This window comes from Streptomyces sp. AJS327, assembly GCF_013450295.1.
Lineage (GTDB): Bacteria > Actinomycetota > Actinomycetes > Streptomycetales > Streptomycetaceae > Streptomyces.
The window spans coordinates 692,447-707,996 of sequence record NZ_SKBR01000003.1 but is presented as its reverse complement, the minus strand read 5'-3'; the positions used below and the strand labels follow the sequence as shown (position 1 = coordinate 707,996).

General features: G+C 73.5%; 15 protein-coding genes. 4 read left to right on the top strand and 11 right to left on the bottom strand.

Annotation, left to right across the window (positions count from 1 at the left end; translation table 11 throughout):
- Window positions 1-53 precede the first annotated feature (53 nt).
- From cysS to E0L36_RS20170, 5 genes are all read right to left on the bottom strand, one after another.
- A complete protein-coding gene (gene cysS, locus E0L36_RS20190) occupies window positions 54-1,490 on the bottom strand; it encodes a cysteine--tRNA ligase (RefSeq protein WP_180930529.1) in 1,437 nt (478 codons plus the stop codon).
- 123 nt (window positions 1,491-1,613) lie between these two features.
- Entirely contained in the window at window positions 1,614-2,027 is a 414-nt protein-coding gene (locus tag E0L36_RS20185; RefSeq protein ID WP_180930528.1) for a PPOX class F420-dependent oxidoreductase, read from the bottom strand.
- 72 nt (window positions 2,028-2,099) lie between these two features.
- Window positions 2,100-2,600: a 2-C-methyl-D-erythritol 2,4-cyclodiphosphate synthase gene (gene ispF, locus E0L36_RS20180; protein ID WP_180930833.1), complete on the bottom strand. Its 501-nt coding sequence runs from the start codon at window positions 2,598-2,600 to the stop codon at window positions 2,100-2,102.
- 73 nt (window positions 2,601-2,673) lie between these two features.
- On the bottom strand, window positions 2,674-3,468 hold the full coding sequence (gene ispD / locus E0L36_RS20175; RefSeq protein ID WP_180930527.1) for a 2-C-methyl-D-erythritol 4-phosphate cytidylyltransferase: 795 nt from the start codon (window positions 3,466-3,468) through the stop codon (window positions 2,674-2,676).
- A gap of 714 nt (window positions 3,469-4,182) precedes the next feature.
- Window positions 4,183-4,665 carry a CarD family transcriptional regulator gene (locus E0L36_RS20170; RefSeq protein ID WP_180930526.1) on the bottom strand — a complete coding sequence of 161 codons (483 nt, stop codon included), beginning with the start codon at window positions 4,663-4,665 and terminating at the stop codon, window positions 4,183-4,185.
- Between the two features lie 647 nt (window positions 4,666-5,312).
- On the opposite strand from E0L36_RS20170, the gene E0L36_RS20165 reads away from it, so the two are divergent.
- The gene (locus E0L36_RS20165; protein ID WP_180930525.1) at window positions 5,313-6,062 is read left to right on the top strand and encodes a DUF461 domain-containing protein; all 750 of its coding nucleotides are present in this window, start codon (window positions 5,313-5,315) and stop codon (window positions 6,060-6,062) included.
- A 159-nt stretch (window positions 6,063-6,221) separates the two neighbouring features.
- Here the strand turns inward: E0L36_RS20165 and E0L36_RS20160 are convergent, their stop codons facing one another.
- Complete coding sequence (locus tag E0L36_RS20160; protein WP_180930524.1) at window positions 6,222-6,902, bottom strand: response regulator transcription factor; 681 nt, start codon at window positions 6,900-6,902, stop codon at window positions 6,222-6,224.
- Entirely contained in the window at window positions 6,899-8,200 is a 1,302-nt protein-coding gene (locus E0L36_RS20155; protein ID WP_180930523.1) for a cell wall metabolism sensor histidine kinase WalK, read from the bottom strand. The genes E0L36_RS20160 and E0L36_RS20155 overlap by 4 nt, the downstream gene beginning before the upstream one ends.
- 226 nt (window positions 8,201-8,426) lie before the next feature.
- On the opposite strand from E0L36_RS20155, the gene phoU reads away from it, so the two are divergent.
- Both phoU and E0L36_RS20145 read left to right on the top strand, forming a co-directional pair.
- Window positions 8,427-9,125: a phosphate signaling complex protein PhoU gene (phoU, locus tag E0L36_RS20150; protein WP_180930522.1), complete on the top strand. Its 699-nt coding sequence runs from the start codon at window positions 8,427-8,429 to the stop codon at window positions 9,123-9,125.
- A gap of 321 nt (window positions 9,126-9,446) precedes the next feature.
- Complete coding sequence (locus E0L36_RS20145; RefSeq protein WP_180930918.1) at window positions 9,447-9,605, top strand: hypothetical protein; 159 nt, start codon at window positions 9,447-9,449, stop codon at window positions 9,603-9,605.
- A gap of 138 nt (window positions 9,606-9,743) precedes the next feature.
- Here the strand turns inward: E0L36_RS20145 and E0L36_RS28305 are convergent, their stop codons facing one another.
- The 4 genes from E0L36_RS28305 to mshA all read right to left on the bottom strand — a co-directional run bounded on the left by E0L36_RS28305 (window position 9,744) and on the right by mshA (window position 14,548).
- Window positions 9,744-11,465, bottom strand: a complete 1,722-nt coding sequence (locus E0L36_RS28305; RefSeq protein ID WP_180930521.1) for a sensor histidine kinase — start codon at window positions 11,463-11,465, stop codon at window positions 9,744-9,746.
- 387 nt (window positions 11,466-11,852) lie between these two features.
- Window positions 11,853-12,611, bottom strand: a complete 759-nt coding sequence (locus tag E0L36_RS20135) for a phosphoglyceromutase (RefSeq protein WP_180930520.1) — start codon at window positions 12,609-12,611, stop codon at window positions 11,853-11,855.
- A 109-nt stretch (window positions 12,612-12,720) separates the two neighbouring features.
- Complete coding sequence (locus E0L36_RS20130; protein WP_180930519.1) at window positions 12,721-13,239, bottom strand: YbjN domain-containing protein; 519 nt, start codon at window positions 13,237-13,239, stop codon at window positions 12,721-12,723.
- A complete protein-coding gene (mshA, locus tag E0L36_RS20125; RefSeq protein WP_308416844.1) occupies window positions 13,232-14,548 on the bottom strand; it encodes a D-inositol-3-phosphate glycosyltransferase in 1,317 nt (438 codons plus the stop codon). Before mshA ends, E0L36_RS20130 begins: the two co-directional genes overlap by 8 nt.
- 149 nt (window positions 14,549-14,697) lie before the next feature.
- On the opposite strand from mshA, the gene E0L36_RS20120 reads away from it, so the two are divergent.
- On the top strand, window positions 14,698-15,540 hold the full coding sequence (locus E0L36_RS20120) for a class I SAM-dependent methyltransferase (protein WP_180930829.1): 843 nt from the start codon (window positions 14,698-14,700) through the stop codon (window positions 15,538-15,540).
- Window positions 15,541-15,550 lie beyond the last annotated feature (10 nt).

Genomic DNA, 15,550 nt, shown 5'->3' with positions numbered 1-15,550 from the left:
GGTGACACCGCCGATTATCCCCGACCGTCTCCCCCGAACGGCGGCCCGCCCGCTCAGTGCGGGGAGGCGGAGCCCAGCTCCCAGCGCGGCCCGGCGGGGGTGTCCTCGATGACCAGTCCGGCCTGCTTCAGCTCGTCCCTGATCGCGTCGGCTGTGGCGTAGTCCTTGCGCGCCCGGGCGGCCTGCCGCTGGTCGAGCACCAGGCTCACCAGGGAGTCGACCGCGCCCCGCAGCTCCGCCACGTCGGCGCCGTCCCCGGCGCCGGACGCCGACCAGAGGGGGCCCAGCGGGTCGAGCCCGAGGACGTCGAGCATCTCCCGGACCTCGGCGTAGGCGGTGGCGATCTGCTCCTCGCACCCGTCCTCCGCGCTCAGCGCCGCGTTGCCGCGCCGGACGGTGGTGTGCACCACGGCGAGGGCCTGCGGCACGGCGAAGTCGTCGTCCATCGCCTCCGCGAAGGCGGCGGGCGGTTCGGCCGACGGCCGGGGGGCGCCCGGCGCGACGCCGAGCCGTTCGGCCGCGCGATGCAGGAAGCCCTCGATCCGGCCGAAGGCCGCCTCCGCCTCGCGCAGGGACTCCTCGCTGTACTCGATGGTGGAGCGGTAGTGCGGGGTGCCGAGGTAGTAGCGCAGGACGATCGGGCGCCACTGCTTGACCATCTCGCTGACCAGCACCGAGTTCCTGAGCGACTTGCTCATCTTCTCGCCGCTCATGGTCACCCAGGCGTTGTGCACCCAGTAGCCGGCGAACGCGTCGCCGTAGGCGCGGGACTGGGCGATCTCGTTCTCGTGGTGCGGGAAAACGAGGTCGACGCCGCCGCCGTGGATGTCGAACGCCTCGCCCAGGTACTTGTGCACCATCGCCGAGCACTCCAGGTGCCAGCCGGGACGGCCGGCGCCCCACGGGGTGTCCCAGCTGGGCTCGCCCGGCTTCGCGGCCTTCCACATGGCGAAGTCGCGCGGGTCGCGCTTGCCGGTCTCGCCCTCGCTCTCGGGCTGGAGGAGGTTGTCCAACTCCTGGTTGGAGAGCGCGAGATAGTCCGGGAAGGAGCGGACGTCGAAGTAGACGTTGCCGTCCGCGGCGTAGGCGTGACCGCGCTCGATCAGGTCGTGCATCATCGCGATCATCTCGGGGACGTGCCCGGTCGCGCGCGGCTCGCCGCTGGGCGGCAGGCAACCGAGCGCGTCGTAGGCGGCGTTGAAGGCGCGCTCGTTGGCGTAGGCGATCTCCCACCAGGGGCGGCCCTGGTCTCCCGCCTTGGCGATGATCTTGTCGTCGATGTCCGTGACGTTGCGGACGAACCGCACGTCGTATCCGCGCCGGGTGAACCAGCGGCGCATGATGTCGAAGTTCAGCCCCGACCTGATGTGCCCGATGTGGGGCGGCGCCTGCACGGTCGCGCCGCAGAGGTAGATCGAGACGCAGCCCGGCACGAGGGGACTGAAATCGCGGATCCGCCGGGCGCTGGTGTCGTACAGCCGTAGAGTCACGCGGCCCAGACTAGTCGGCCCCACGGGCGCTCCGCCGCCGGATCCGCCCCGGAGGGCGGGACCGGAACACTTCCGCGACAGCCCCGGAACGCGCCCGGGACACCCGGCGGCGGCAGGCTCCCGTCAGAGCCGTCCGACGACCTTGCGCGGGGTCACCCGGACCACCACACGCTCGGCGTCCTGCGCCGCCTGGGAGTTGAACTCGGCGTAGGTCTTGCCGACGTACTTCCGCGCGAGTTCGTCGATCAGCTCCTGCCCGCCCTCCGTCGTGAGGGAGGCGGTGCCGCGGATCTCCGCGTAGGTGTACGGCTCCTCAGCGGGCTGGACCTGGACGGTGATCCGCGGGTCGCGGCGGAGGTTCGCGGTCTTCCGGCGGTCGACCGTCGTGGAGATGAGGAGGTCGTCCGGGTTGTCCTCGGCCCGCTTGACCCAGACGGGAGAGAGCTGCGGACTGCCGTCCGGCTGGATGGTGGCGACGGTCACGAAGACCTTGCCGTCGAGGACCTTCTTGAGCGCGTCGGAGAGCTGGGCTGCCACGGTTGGGTTCCCTTCCACACGGAGACGACGGCGTGTGGGGCGGCTGGCGACCGGCCGCCGCCCCCGGCAACCCTATCCCCCGTGTCCCGCCCCTCCCGGGGTTCCGCGCGCGACAACGAGCGCCGAGGCGACGGCGGCGAGCCCCTCGCCACGGCCGGTCAGGCCCAGTCCATCCGTCGTCGTACCGGAGACCGAGACGGGAGCGCCCGCTGCCTGAGACAGCACCCGCTGGGCCTCGGCACGCCGCCTCCCCACCTTCGGCCGCACCCCGATCACCTGGACGGAGACATTGCCGATCTCGAACCCGGCGGCATGGACCAACCGGGCCGCCTCGGCGAGCAGGGTGACGCCGGAGGCGCCGGACCACTCGGGCCGCGAGGTGCCGAAGTGCTCCCCGAGATCGCCGATGCCCGCCGCGGAGAACAGCGCGTCACACGCGGCGTGCGCGGCCACGTCCCCGTCGGAGTGCCCGGCCAGTCCGTACGGCTCGCCCTCCCACAGCAGCCCGGCGCACCACAGTTCGCGGCCCTCCGCGAAGGCGTGCACGTCGGTGCCGACGCCGACGCGCGGCAGGACGGAGCCGGGCGGGCCCGGGCCGTCCGCGCCGGCCCCCGGATCGGAGGGCGTCGGCTCAGGTCGCGTCGGTTCAGAAGGCAACGGTCGCCCTCCTCCGCGCGAGGACCGCCTCGGCCAGCACCAGGTCCAGGGGCCGGGTCACCTTGAACGCCTCCTCGTGTCCGGGGACCAGGACCACCTCGACCCCGGTGCGCTCCACCATGCCCGCGTCATCGGTCGCGCCCTCTCCCTCGCGGGGGACACGGTCGTGCGCCGCCAGCAGCACCTCACGCCGGAACCCCTGCGGGGTCTGCACGGCCCGCAGCCGCGACCGGTCCGGGGTGCCGGTGACCGGCTCCGGCTCGCCCTCCGGCCGCGGCTCCACCTCCTTGACGGTGTCGGCGACCGGGAGCGCTGGCACCACGGCGGGCGCCCCCTCGCGCACCGCGGCCACCACCGCGTCCACGGTGTCGGCCGGGACCAGCGGGCGGGCCGCGTCGTGCACCAGCACGGCGGTGACGTCCTCCGGCAGCGCGGCCAGCCCGAGCCGTACGGAGTCCTGCCGCGTGTCGCCCCCGGTCACCACCTCGACGTCGGAGAGCGCGTGCTCGTCCAGGAGGTTGCGGACCCCGGTGGCGCCGTCCGGCGGGGCGACCACGATCACCAGGGAGACGTCGCGGGCGCGCTTCATCGCCCGGGCCGCGTGCACGAGCATCGGGGTGCCGCTCAGCGCCCGGAGCGCCTTCGGTGCCCCGGCGCCGAGCCGGACGCCCCGTCCGGCGGCCGGGATGACGGCGGCGACGCGGAACGCGGCGGATTCCGCCCCGGCGGCGGAAGCGGTTCCCGGGGCGGCGGCGCCGGTAGTTTCAGCTGGTTGGTTTGACATCGATTGCGCGTTCAGGTTTGTGTCCTCGACCGAAATGGGTATGGCCACAGCGTGCCGGGCGCGACGCCCCGACCGGACCCTTCCGTGTCGACCGGTCGAGTCAGCTGCCCGGGCCCGGCACAACCGGCCCGAGGGCCTGCCTAACAGATTCACAGGAACGGCGCTGCCCCTTGCCGGAACCCGGCCATCCGCCGGCTCCGGCAGTGCACGCGTTCCGGCGTCATCCAGCGGTACCCCCAGCAGTCCGTGGCACGTCGCTTCCGTGGCGCGCCCACGTCTCCATGGCGAGGGCGCGCGCGACCACACGGACAGCCGTCCGCCGTGGCCTCCGGCCGACGTGCGGGCGGCGGGCACCGACCCACCCGGGTTCGGAGCGGCCCGGTCGTTCGGGCGGACCGCCCGGCCGCGAGCGCGAACCACAACTCCCGCGAGCACGACTCCTCGGCCCACCGGCCGGATTCAGCCAGCCGTCGAACCGTCCGGGAATCCGCCATACCGTCCGGCACCGCTCCCGGACTCGCGCGACCGCGGCCGAGGTCTCCCGTGCGGGAGTGCCATGGCGCTGTCGTACGAGGTCGGGGCCGGTATCGCGAGGCAGCGGAACGGACGGACGGGCGCCCACCCGGGACGGCGGCACGCGACCGGACGCTCAGCCCACGAGGGCGGGTGACCGGACACCGGCCGGGCGCGGGAAGCGCCGACGGGCTCAGGGCCTCAGGAGGCGAGCACCTCGTCCAGCAGGGCTTCCGCCTTGTCCTCGTTGGTGTTCTCCGCGAGGGCGAGTTCGCTCACCAGGATCTGCCGCGCCTTGGCGAGCATGCGCTTCTCACCGGCGGAGAGACCGCGCTCGTGCTCACGGCGCCACAGGTCGCGGACGACCTCGGCCACCTTGATCACGTCTCCGGAGGCAAGCTTCTCCAGATTCGCCTTGTAGCGCCGGGACCAGTTGGTGGGCTCTTCCGCGTACGGTGCGCGAAGCACCTCGAAGACCTTGTCCAGCCCCTCCGAACCGACCACATCGCGCACACCCACGAACTCGGCATTGTCCGCCGGCACCCGAACCGTGAGATCGCCCTGCGCTACCTTCAGAACCAAGTAGGTCTTCTCCACGCCTTTGATCTGGCGAGTTTCGATTGCCTCGATCAGCGCGGCCCCGTGATGGGGATAGACCACGGTGTCGCCAACCTTGAACGTCATGTGTCAGGTACCCCTTCCGTGGCTATCCAGAGTAACACGGGAACGAGCGCTTCTGAATGGCGTTTTCGCAGGTCAGAGCGCATCTCGGGGCTTGACAACGCCCCCCGTGCCGTGCATGACCCCCGGGGGGCACCGAGGTATTCGCAGGTCGGAGCGGTTCTGCGCGGGGGCCGAAACACGGGCGTCACGGCCCGGCCGACCCGCTAAGCGGTAGCCAACCGTCCGAATTGTCGGGTTCCGTGCGGCCGTCAGTTCGGCCGAAGTTCGGCCATTCACAGGAATTGATCTAAGGCTCCCTGAGCACTCCCCGCCCCAAGACACTGATCAATTCTCACGGCTCCACTTTCATTACCCGGATTCGGCCGGACGGATGTGCCGAGGCCCGTATGGGTTGCCGGTATGTCGTGCCGAGCGCGCCGTATGCCCGGGCGCCCGTCCCAGGTGCTGGCCCGGCACCGCCTCCGGGTCGCGTGCCGTGGGGCCCGCGCGACCCGGAGGGTCGGGTGCGGGGCCCGTGACGGGGGTCGGTAATCTGATCACGCCTGAACCGCAGGCCCGGACGCCGGTCACGGCGACCGGGATGGCCCATCCGTCCGCGACCGGCACCCAGTTCGGCCGCCAGAGCTCGCCAAGGAGATGCCGCCGCCGTGAGCAGCAGCCTTCGACGCGGCACCCTCGCCGCCACCACCCTCGCGATCTCCGCCCTCACGCTGACCGCCTGTGGTGCGGGGAACAACCCGCAGACGCACCAGATCAGGCCGGACAACGCCTCGATGACCGTGGGCGACATCAAGATCCAGAACATCAACGTCGTCACCACCCCCGACGGCGGGCCCGCCACGGTCTCCGCGCGGATCTTCAACGAGGGCACCAAGGACGAGAAGCTCCAGGCGCTCGTCGCCGCCCCGGGCTCCCGCGCCAAGCTCAGCCCGGCGAAGGACGAGCGCGAGCTGACCATTCCGGCGGGCGGTTCGCTGATGCTCGGCGGCAAGGACAACGCCGCCGCGCTCTTCGCGGACGCCGACGACATCAAGATCAAGAACGGCTCGGCGCGCGGGCTCTCCTTCGTCTTCAGCGAGACCGGCGAGGTGCCGGTGCGCGCGACGGTCGTCCCGGCCACCGAGCACTACGAGAAGTTCGGGCCGACCGAGGCACCGTCCACCCCGGCCCCGGACGCGGCCGACGAGAAGGGCGGCAAGGGCGAGCAGGGTGAGCGGGGCGAGGGGGAAGCCCAGGACGGCAACGGCAGGGGCGAGCAGGCCGAGAAGGACAGGGACGGTGAGAAGGCCGGGGACGGCCAGAACGCGGACCGTGGCGAGGGCGGCGAGGACGCCGCCGGCCAGACCCCCGGCGAGAGCGGGGAGCAGGGCGAGGGCGAGGCGGGCTCCGGCCGCTGAGCCCACGCACGCCCCCGGGCCACCGGCCGCCCCGGGGCGGCCGCATCGCCGCCCCCGGGTCACCGCGCTCCCTCCGAGCCATCCAGACACGACGTCGCCCGCCGCGCGCCTCTCGGGGCGAACGGCGGGCGCTACGTGTGCCCGGGCCGGGCGGGTGGATCAGGGCTCGAACTTGTAGCCCAGGCCACGGACGGTGACCAGGTAGCGGGGGGCGCCCGGATCCGGTTCGATCTTCGCGCGTAGCCGTTTGACGTGAACGTCCAGCGTCTTCGTGTCGCCGACGTAGTCCGCGCCCCAGACCCGGTCGATCAGCTGCATCCGGGTCAGCACGCGCCCGGCGTTCCGCAGCAGCATCTCCAGCAGGTCGAACTCCTTGAGCGGCAGGTCGATCTTGGCTCCGGCGACGGTCACCACGTGCCGGTCGACGTCCATCCGCACCGGGCCCGCCTCCAGCGCCGCCTGGCTGACCTCCTCGGGCTCGCCGCGGCGCCGGAGCACCGCCCGCACCCGGGCGACCAGCTCGCGGGAGGAGAAGGGTTTAGTGACGTAGTCGTCGGCTCCTATCTCCAGGCCGACCACCTTGTCGATCTCGCTGTCCTTCGCGGTCACCATGATCACGGGGACGTTGGAGCGCCCTCGCAACTGGCGGCAGACCTCCGTGCCCGGCAGGCCGGGCAGCATCAGGTCGAGCAGCACCAGGTCGGCGCCGTTCCGCTCGAACTCATCCAGCCCCTCCGGCCCCGTGGCCGCGATGGCGACCTCGAAGCCTTCCTTGCGGAGCATGTACGACAGCGCGTCGCTGAACGATTCCTCGTCCTCGACGACGAGCACTCGGGTCACGGGAGGACCTCCGGGGCAGAGAGTTGTCCGTCTGCTTCGTCTGCGCTTTGCAGCTGGCGCCGCCGCTCCTCGTCCTCGAAGGCGGCGGGTTCCTGTAGCGCGCCTGGGCGGTCCCGGTGCTCCCGGGCCGCCTCGGCCTTCTCCCGCGCGCGGCCCGCCTCGGGCAGTCGCAGGGTGAAGGTGGAGCCCTGGCCTTCGGCACTCCACACCGTGACCTCCCCGCCGTGCGAGGCGGCCACGTGCTTGACGATGGCGAGGCCGAGGCCGGTACCGCCGGTGGCGCGCGACCGGGCCGGATCCACGCGGTAGAACCGCTCGAATATCCGGTCCCGGTCCCTCTCCGAGATGCCGATGCCCTGGTCGGTCACGGCGATCTCGATCAGGTCCCCGCCGGGAGCCGCGGTGCGGCGCCCGGCGATACCGACCCGGGTACGGGCCGGTGAGTAGTTGACGGCGTTCTCCACGAGATTGCCGAGGGCGGCGGCGAGCTGACCGCGGTTTCCCCACACGTACAGCCCGCCGGTGCCACCCGCGACGAGCGTGATGTGCTTGTTGTCGGCGGTCTGCCGGCAGCGGTCGATCGCCTCGTCCACCAGGTCGTCGACCGCGACGGACTCAGCGTCCTCCAGCGGGTCGTCGTTCTGCACCCGGGAGAGGTCGATCAGCTCCTGGACGAGGCTGGTCAGCCGCGTCGACTCGGACTGCATGCGGCCCGCGAAGCGCTCGACGGCCTCCGGGTCGTCCGAGGCGTCCATCACGGCCTCGGAGAGCAGGGAGAGCGCGCCCACCGGGGTCTTCAGCTCGTGGCTGACGTTCGCGACGAAGTCGCGGCGGACCGCCTCGATCCGGCGGGCCTCGGTCATGTCCTCGACCAGGAGCAGCACCAGCCGGGAGCCGAGCGGCGCCACGCGCGCCGAGACGGCCAGCCCGTCACCGCGTCCGGTGCCCCGGCGCGGCAGGTCCAGCTCCACCTGCCGTATCTCGCCGTCCCTGCGGGTGTCCCGGGCCATCTGGAGCATCGGCTCGACGGAGAGCGTGCCCCCGCGGACCAGGCCCAGCGCGTACGCCGCCGAGCTGGCCTTGACCACCGCGTCGCTCTCGTCCAGCACGACGGCGGAGGAGCGCAGCACCGACAGCACGGTGTCCACTCCGGGTGGCAGCGCGGATCCGGTGTGCAGCGAGGAACGGGTCGGCCTGATCCGATCCCGCTCGCTCCAGCGGAACGCCAGCATGGCGATCACGCCGGTACACACCCCGGCGATCGCTGCCGCTGCGGCGACCGCCGCGTTCACGTCCATGTGTCCAGATTATGCGCCCCGCCCGGCGGCGCCCCAGAGCTGCTGTCCCCAGCTCGAACAAGCGTCTACCAGAGTTCACCTCGGCGTCCTGGCCGGTTCATTTCGGAGGTCGGCGCCCGTCGCATTTCGGGCGGACCGTGGGAACGTGGGGGTCTCAGGCCCCCGGGTGGCCGTACGAGACACCGGTCAAGCGACGTCAACTGAGCCATGTGAGGGAAGGACAGCCATGCGGGACGCGTACCACGAGGAGCTGGACTCGATCAGCGACAGCCTGGTCGAGATGGCCCGGCTCGTCGGTTCCGCGATCGGCCGCGCCACTACGGCGATGCTCGACGCGGACCTCAAGCTCGCCGAGAGTGTGATCGCCGCCGACGAGAAGGTGGACGACCTCCAGCGGGAGCTGGAGACCCGGGCGATACAACTGCTGGCCCGGCAGCAGCCGGTCGCCACCGACCTGCGCATCGTCGTCACCAGCCTGCGGATGAGCGCCGACCTGGAGCGCTCCGGCGACCTGGCCCAGCATGTGGCGAAGGTCACCAGGCTGCGCTTCCCGGAGTCGCCGGTGCCGCGCGACCTCCAGGCGACGCTGCTGGAGATGGGGCAGCTGGCGCAGCGGCTGATGGCGAAGGCCGCCGAGGTGATCATTACCAAGGACATCGACCTGGCCCTCCAGCTGGAGCAGGACGACGACGCGATGGACCTGCTGCACCGCACGCTCTTCCAGCACCTGATGGACGACCGCTGGAAGCACGGCATCGAGACCGCCGTCGACGTCACGCTGCTCGGCCGCTACTACGAGCGCTTCGCCGACCACGCCGTCTCCGTCGCCCGCCGGGTCGTCTACCTGGTGACCGGCGACTACGCGGACGAGATCGACGGCGACGGCAGCAGCGGCGACGGCACCGCCCCGGTAGAGGACGCCTGAGGCACGGTTCGGGGCGAGTCGACCCGGAACGGGGCGGTTGAGCCCGGGACAGGGCGGCTCCTGCTGGACTGGGCGGTTTCGGTATCCGGTGCGGGACGGGACCGGGCGCGGTTTACGGCCATGTGCGCCCCCTGTTCCCGGGTGCATCCGCGCGCCCTTGATGCGCCGTACCCGGCGGTTCTGCAATGGCAGCCGGACGGACGGCACCGATGCCGGACGACGGATCCGTCGCGGTCGCGCACCCGCCCCTCGCGGCCCGAGGCGAGGCGGGGCGCGGACGCGGTGGCGTTCCGTCAGCCCGGCGGACGAGGAGGACACCAGATGGCTGACCAGGACCAGCGCACCTCCCCGGGCACCGCCGCCGAGGACGGACGGACACCGCGCAGCCTGCCCGTCGTGGGCGCCTGCGGCTGCGGCCCCGGCTGCGGCTGCGGCTGCCAGTCGGGCGGCCCGTGCTCCTGCTCCGGCGGCTGCGGCTGAGGGACCGCGCCCGAGCCCTCCGGGGCCCTGCCCGGTTCGACGGGGCAGGGCCCCGGAGCCATCACCCCTCGGGCCGGGCTCGCTCCGGTCCAGTCGGGCCCGGACTGGTTCAGTCGGTTCACTCCGGTTCGGTCCGGTTCAGTCCGGCCAGGGCAGCCGGGCGGCCAGTTCGAACCAGCCGCCCCGACAGCCGTGCTCCAGCGTGCCGCCGTCCAGCGCCACGCGTTCGCCCAACCCCGTGAGGCCCATCCCGGCGCCGGGGACCCGGGCGCGTGGCCGGGCGCGGGACAGTGGATTGCGGACGCTGACCGTGATCCGTTCGCCCGGTGCCCCGTACAGCCGCACCGTGACCTCCTGCCCCGGAGCATGCTTACGGGCGTTGGTCAGCCCCTCCTGCACCGTCCGGAAGATGGTCCGCTGCCGGTGCGCCGAGAGCGACCGCTGGGCCGCCGCCCCCGCGCTGTCCCGGTAGGTGACGCGCTGTCCCGCCCTCCGGGCCTCCTCCAGCAGCGCCACGAGATCGGTGAGCGTCGGCTGGGGGCGCTCGATCCGCGCCCGCTCCGTCCGCCGTCCGCCGGGCCACACCCCGGCGGACGCCGTCGTCGCCGCCGCGCGCCCGGGGGCCGTACGGCCCCCGATGGCCCCGGAGGGCCCGCCGGGGGCCCTCCCCTCGTCCTCCGCCTGTCCCACCACGTCCTCCTCCGGGGCCGAACTCCCCAGCGGGTGTGGGCCCTTGGAGACGGTCACGGCCGCGTTCCCCGGTACGGGCGCGGACGCCGACCCGGTCTCGGGCCCGGAGGCTGAGCCGGTCTCGGGCGCGGGCTCCCGGCGCTGTTCCGACCCCCGCTCCGGCCCGGGTCCCGGCTCCGGCCCCCGCTCCGGTTCCGGTTCGGTCTGGCGGGGCTCCGGTGGGCCGGTGCGCGGGCGGCGCGCGGCCGGGTCGCCGTCGCCCGGGGCGGCTCCGGGTCGGCGCACCTCTGGGAGTTCAGCGGACCGTGGGGGGTCGGCGGCCGGGTCGTCGCGCAGTATCCGGAGCACGCCGCGGAGTTCGTCCAGCGCCTGGTGGGCGTTGTCCCGGATCACCCGCGCGCTGTCCGCGATCTCGGGGCCCGGGAGGGCGGGGGCGGTACCCGCCTCGGCCTGCTCGGCACGGTAGACGAGCGCGCTGGCGTGCACGGAGAGCAGGGATATCCGGTGGGCCAGGACGTCGTGCATCTCCCGGGCGATGGCGCCGCGTTCGGCCCGCCGGGCCTCCCCCAGCCGCCGGGCGTGCTCCGCCCGCTCCCGCGCGGTCTCGGCGCGCAGCTGCGCGATCAGCATCCGGCGGGCGCGGAGGGCGGTACCCCAGAGGAAGAAGACCAGGTAGTACGCGAGGACGAAGATCGCTGTCGCCCAGCCCTCGTGCGGCACCGAGTAGAGCAGGACGTACGGCACGGAGGCCACGACGTAGAGACCCAGCACCGGGAGCCCGCGCTTCCACGGCACCCGCAGGCCGAGGTTGAGGATGACGACCATCAGGGCGCCGAACGCGGAGTCGCTGATCGCGCCCACCGGCACCATCGCCAGCGCGACCAGCAGCGGACGCCGCCGTCGCCACCACAGCGTGAGGCAGCACAGGGCACCGAGCGGCGCGTCGACCGCCACCAGCCAGCGGGGCAGGTACGCGGCGCCGGTGAAGGCCAGGGTCATCAGCAGCCAGAGGCCCACGGCCCAGCCGAACAGCAGCAGGTCGACCGTCCAGTCGCGGGGGGTGCGCCGATCCGCCGAGCCCACCTCGTTGGCCAGTTCGCCGGTGAGGACCGAGTGCCACCGAAGGCATCGGCCACCGCTCGCTGCGGGACGCTCCTCGCGGCTGTTCACCCCTTGAGCCTAAGGCGGGACGGCGCCCGGCGAGCGGGGAGGTGGCGGACGAACGGGCTCGCCGGTCCGCGCCGGTGCGCGGTCGGTGCGCCCCGGCCGTCCGGCCGCGCGGGGTCCGCCCCGGCCTCGGGGCGCGTCCGGCGGCGTGTGCCCGCGCGGTGAGCGCGTGCTCGGCGCGTGCGCCCGCCGCACTCCGGACGACTTCCGGCCAGCCCGGACCCGGGCACCCCGCACACCGGCGCGGCCCCGCACGGGGCGGGGCCGGGAGTGGCGGGGGGGGGTGACGCGGGGCGGGCGGTGCGCCGGGAGGGCCGGGGAAGGTGAGGCAGCCGAGAAAGGTGAGGAAGGCGAGGCGGGCGGCGCCCTCGGGACGCCGCCCGGCCGGGCCTACTTCTTGCCCTGGTTGGCGACCGCCTGGATCGCCGCCTCGGCCGCCTCCGGGTCGAGGTAGGTGCCGCCCGGGTTGAGCGGCTGGAAGTCGGCGTCGAGCCGGTACGAGAGCGGGATGCCGGTGGGGATGTTGAGCCCGGTGATGTCCGCGTCGGAGACGCCGTCCAGGTGCTTCACCAGCGCCCGCAGTGAGTTGCCGTGCGCGGCGATCAGGACCGTGTGGCCGTCGAGGAGGTCCGGGATGACGCTGTCGTACCAGTACGGCAGCATCCGCACGACCACGTCCTGGAGGCACTCGGTGCGCGGGCGCAGCTCGCTCGGGATGCCCGCGTACCGGGGGTCGTCGCTCTGCGAGAACTCGGCGCCGTCGGCCAGCTCGGGCGGCGGGGTGTCGTAGGAGCGGCGCCAGAGCATGAACTGCTCCTCGCCGTACTCGGCGCGGATCTCCGCCTTGTCCTTGCCCTGGAGCGCGCCGTAGTGCCGTTCGTTCAGCCGCCAGGAGCGGTGGACCGGGATCCAGTGCCGACCGGCCGCGTCCAGCGCGAGGTTGGCGGTGCGGATGGCGCGCTTCTGCACGGAGGTGTGCAGCACGTCCGGGAGCAGACCGGCGTCCTGGAGCAGCTCGCCGCCACGGACCGCCTCCGCCTCCCCCTTCTCCGTGAGATCGACGTCCACCCAGCCGGTGAACAGGTTCTTCGCGTTCCACTCGCTCTCGCCGTGACGGAGGAGGATCAGCTTGTACGGTGCGTCGGCCATGCTCCCGAGCCTACTGGGTACGGTGCGACGCCCCGGCGCCCGCCCGCTCCCCGTCCCCTCCTCGCTCGTGCCCCGCCAGCGCTCCGTCCGACCTGGACGGGGCACTGGGCTAGGAGGGTTCGGCGGGGGGCTTGGCGGGTGGGGAGCCCTCGCCGGTCAGGTGGGTGAAGGCGGCGAGGTTGCGCGTCGACTCGCCCCGGGAGGTGCGCCAGGCGTACTCGCGGCGGATGGCGCTGGCGAACCCCAGCTCCAGCAGGGTGTTGAAGGAGCCGTCGGCGGTCTCCAGCACCGAACCGAGCAGCCGGTCGATCTCCTCGGCCGTGACGGCGGAACGCGGCAGCCGCCCCACGAGGTAGACGTCCCCGAGCCGGTCGATGGCGTAACTGACGCCGTAGAGGCGGGTGTTGTGCTCCAGCAGCCAGCGGTGCACGGCGGCCTCGTTCTCGTCCGGGCAGCGGACGACGAAGGCGTTCACGGAGAGCGAGTGCCTGCCCAGCACCAGCGAGCAGGTGGTGGAGAGCTTGCGGCTGCCGGGCAGGGTGACCGCGTACGTGCCGGGCGCGGGGCTCTCCCACTCCAGCTCGGCGTCGGCCAGGAAGGCTTCGATGATCGCTGCTGCGTCAGCCATGGGCCGATCGTAGGCGACCGCGTCGCTCGGCGAGCACCTCGGTGTACACCTCGGCGGTCGCGGCGGCGGCGGTGTTCCAGCCGAAGCCGCGCGCGTGCCGGGCCGCCGCCGCGCCCATGCGCTCGGGCAGCCCGGGGTCGTCGACGAAGCGGCGCAGCGCCCTGGCGTACTCCGCCGGGTCGTGTCCGGCGGCGAGGAAGCCGCTGACCCCGTCGCGGACGGCCACCGGGAGTCCGCCGACGGCGGCGGCCACCACCGGCGTCCCGCAGGCCTGCGCCTCCACGGCGACCAGCCCGAAGGACTCGTTGTGGGAGGGCATGACCAGCACGGAGGCAGCCCGGTACCAGTCCGCCAGCCGCTCCTGGCCGACCGGCGGCCGGAACCACACCAGGTCGGCGATGCCCAGCCGGGCGGCGAGTTTCTGGAGCCCCTCGGGCCTGCTGAGGCCGGTGCCGCTGGGGCCGCCGACCACCGGCACGACGAGCCGTCCGCGCAGGCCGGGCTGCTCGTCGACGAGTTGGGCCACCGCGCGGAGCAGCACGTCGGGCGCCTTCAGCGGCTGGATGCGGCCCGCGAACAGCGGGACCAGCGCCTCGCGGGGCAGGCCGAGCCGGTCCCGGGCGGCGGCGCGGCCGTCGGCGGGCCGGAAGCGGTCCAGGTTGACGCCGGGGTGGACGACCGCCGTCCGGGCGGGGTCCGCGGCGTAGTGGCGGACCAGCTCGTCCGCCTCCTCCGCGGTGTTCGCGATGAGCCGGTCGGCGGCGTCGACGATCTGCGTCTCCCCGATGACCCGCGCGGCCGGTTCCGGGGTGTCGCCCGCGGCGAGCGCGGCGTTCTTCACCTTGGCCATGGTGTGCATCGCGTGGACGAGGGGGACGCCCCAGCGCTGGGCGGCGAGCCAGCCGACGTGGCCGGAGAGCCAGTAGTGCGAGTGGACCAGGTCGTAGTAGCCGGGCCGGTGCCTGGCCCACGCGCGCATCACGCCGTGGGTGAACGCGCAGAGCTGGGCGGGCAGTTCCTCCTTGGACAGCCCCTCGTACGGGCCCGCGTCGACGTGCCGGACCAGCACCCCTGGCGTCAGCTCGACGGAGGGTTCGCGGGCGCCCCGGGTGGCACGGGTGAAGATCTCCACCTCGATGCCGAGGGCGGCCAGCTGCCGGGCCAGTTCGACGATGTAGACGTTCATTCCGCCCGCGTCGCCCGTTCCCGGCTGGTGCAGTGGCGAGGTGTGGACGCTGAGCATCGCTATCCGGCGTGGCCGCCGGCCACGGCCCAGGCGCTGGGCGAGCAGCGGTACGTACTGGCTCACGGTGCCTCCTCCGTACGGACACGGACCGGGAACCCCGCGGAGCCCATCGGGGAGGAACGCGTCGTGAGCCCGGTCTCTTCCGCTTGTGGGGGCTCTTTGCCCAATCGTGACACTTCGGTGTAGTGACCATCAGCCGTACCCTCTGGGGCATGGCCGCCCGTACCCCGACCCGTCCCGTGGGCACCGTCACCCGCGGCACGACCAACCCGAACCGGCTGCGCCGGATGGACCGCTGGATCGTGGACGCGCTGGCCCCGGCGCTCCGCCGGGCGGCGGCACCGGTCGCCGTCGACCTGGGGTACGGCGCGGCGCCCTGGACCGCCGTCGAACTGCTGGAGCGGCTGCGGGTGGTGCGGCCCGCCGCCCTCGTCTACGGAGTCGAGATAGATCCGGACCGGGTCGCGGCGGCGCGCGGGTACGAGCGTCCCGGCCTCGCCTTCGTCCGTGGCGGCTTCGAGCTGCCGCTGCCCGCCGTCCCCGCGGCCGGTCCGCGCGCGGCGCCGGGGGACCGGCCGCTGCTGATACGGGCCGCGAACGTGCTGCGGCAGTACGACGAGGCGGAGGTCGCCGCGGTCTGGCGGCGGCTGTGCGGGCGGCTCGCGCCGGGCGGGCTGCTGGTCGAGGGCACCTGCGACGAGATAGGCCGCCGTCATGTGTGGGTCGCGCTCGGCCCCGAGGGGCCGCGCACCGTGACCTTCGCCGCCCGCCTCGCCTCGCTGGAGCGCCCGTCCGACCTGGCCGAGCGGCTGCCGAAGGCGCTGATACACCGCAACGTGCCCGGTCAGCCGGTGCACGCCTTCCTCCGCGACTTCGACCGCGCCTGGGCGGCGGCCTCCCCGTACGCGGCGCTCGGCGCGCGCCAGCGCTGGGCGCGGGCGGTCGCCGCGCTGTCCGCCGACTGGCCGGTGCTCGACGGGGAGCGGCGTCGGCGGCAGGGCGAGGTCACCGTCGCCTGGGAGGCGCTGGCCCCCCGTCCGGCCCCGGGCCGGTAGCCCCGGCGGC

Excerpts from the sequence above, each read along its gene's own strand:
- ispD (WP_180930527.1), bottom strand. The coding sequence starts at position 3,468 with ATGTCAAACCAACCAGCTGAAACTACCGGCGCCGCCGCCCCGGGAACC.
- E0L36_RS20170 (WP_180930526.1), bottom strand. The coding sequence starts at position 4,665 with ATGACGTTCAAGGTTGGCGACACCGTGGTCTATCCCCATCACGGGGCC.
- E0L36_RS20155 (WP_180930523.1), bottom strand. The coding sequence starts at position 8,200 with ATGGACGTGAACGCGGCGGTCGCCGCAGCGGCAGCGATCGCCGGGGTG.
- phoU (WP_180930522.1), top strand. The coding sequence starts at position 8,427 with ATGCGGGACGCGTACCACGAGGAGCTGGACTCGATCAGCGACAGCCTG.
- E0L36_RS20145 (WP_180930918.1), top strand. The coding sequence starts at position 9,447 with ATGGCTGACCAGGACCAGCGCACCTCCCCGGGCACCGCCGCCGAGGAC.
- E0L36_RS20135 (WP_180930520.1), bottom strand. The coding sequence starts at position 12,611 with ATGGCCGACGCACCGTACAAGCTGATCCTCCTCCGTCACGGCGAGAGC.
- E0L36_RS20130 (WP_180930519.1), bottom strand. The coding sequence starts at position 13,239 with ATGGCTGACGCAGCAGCGATCATCGAAGCCTTCCTGGCCGACGCCGAG.
- E0L36_RS20120 (WP_180930829.1), top strand. The coding sequence starts at position 14,698 with ATGGCCGCCCGTACCCCGACCCGTCCCGTGGGCACCGTCACCCGCGGC.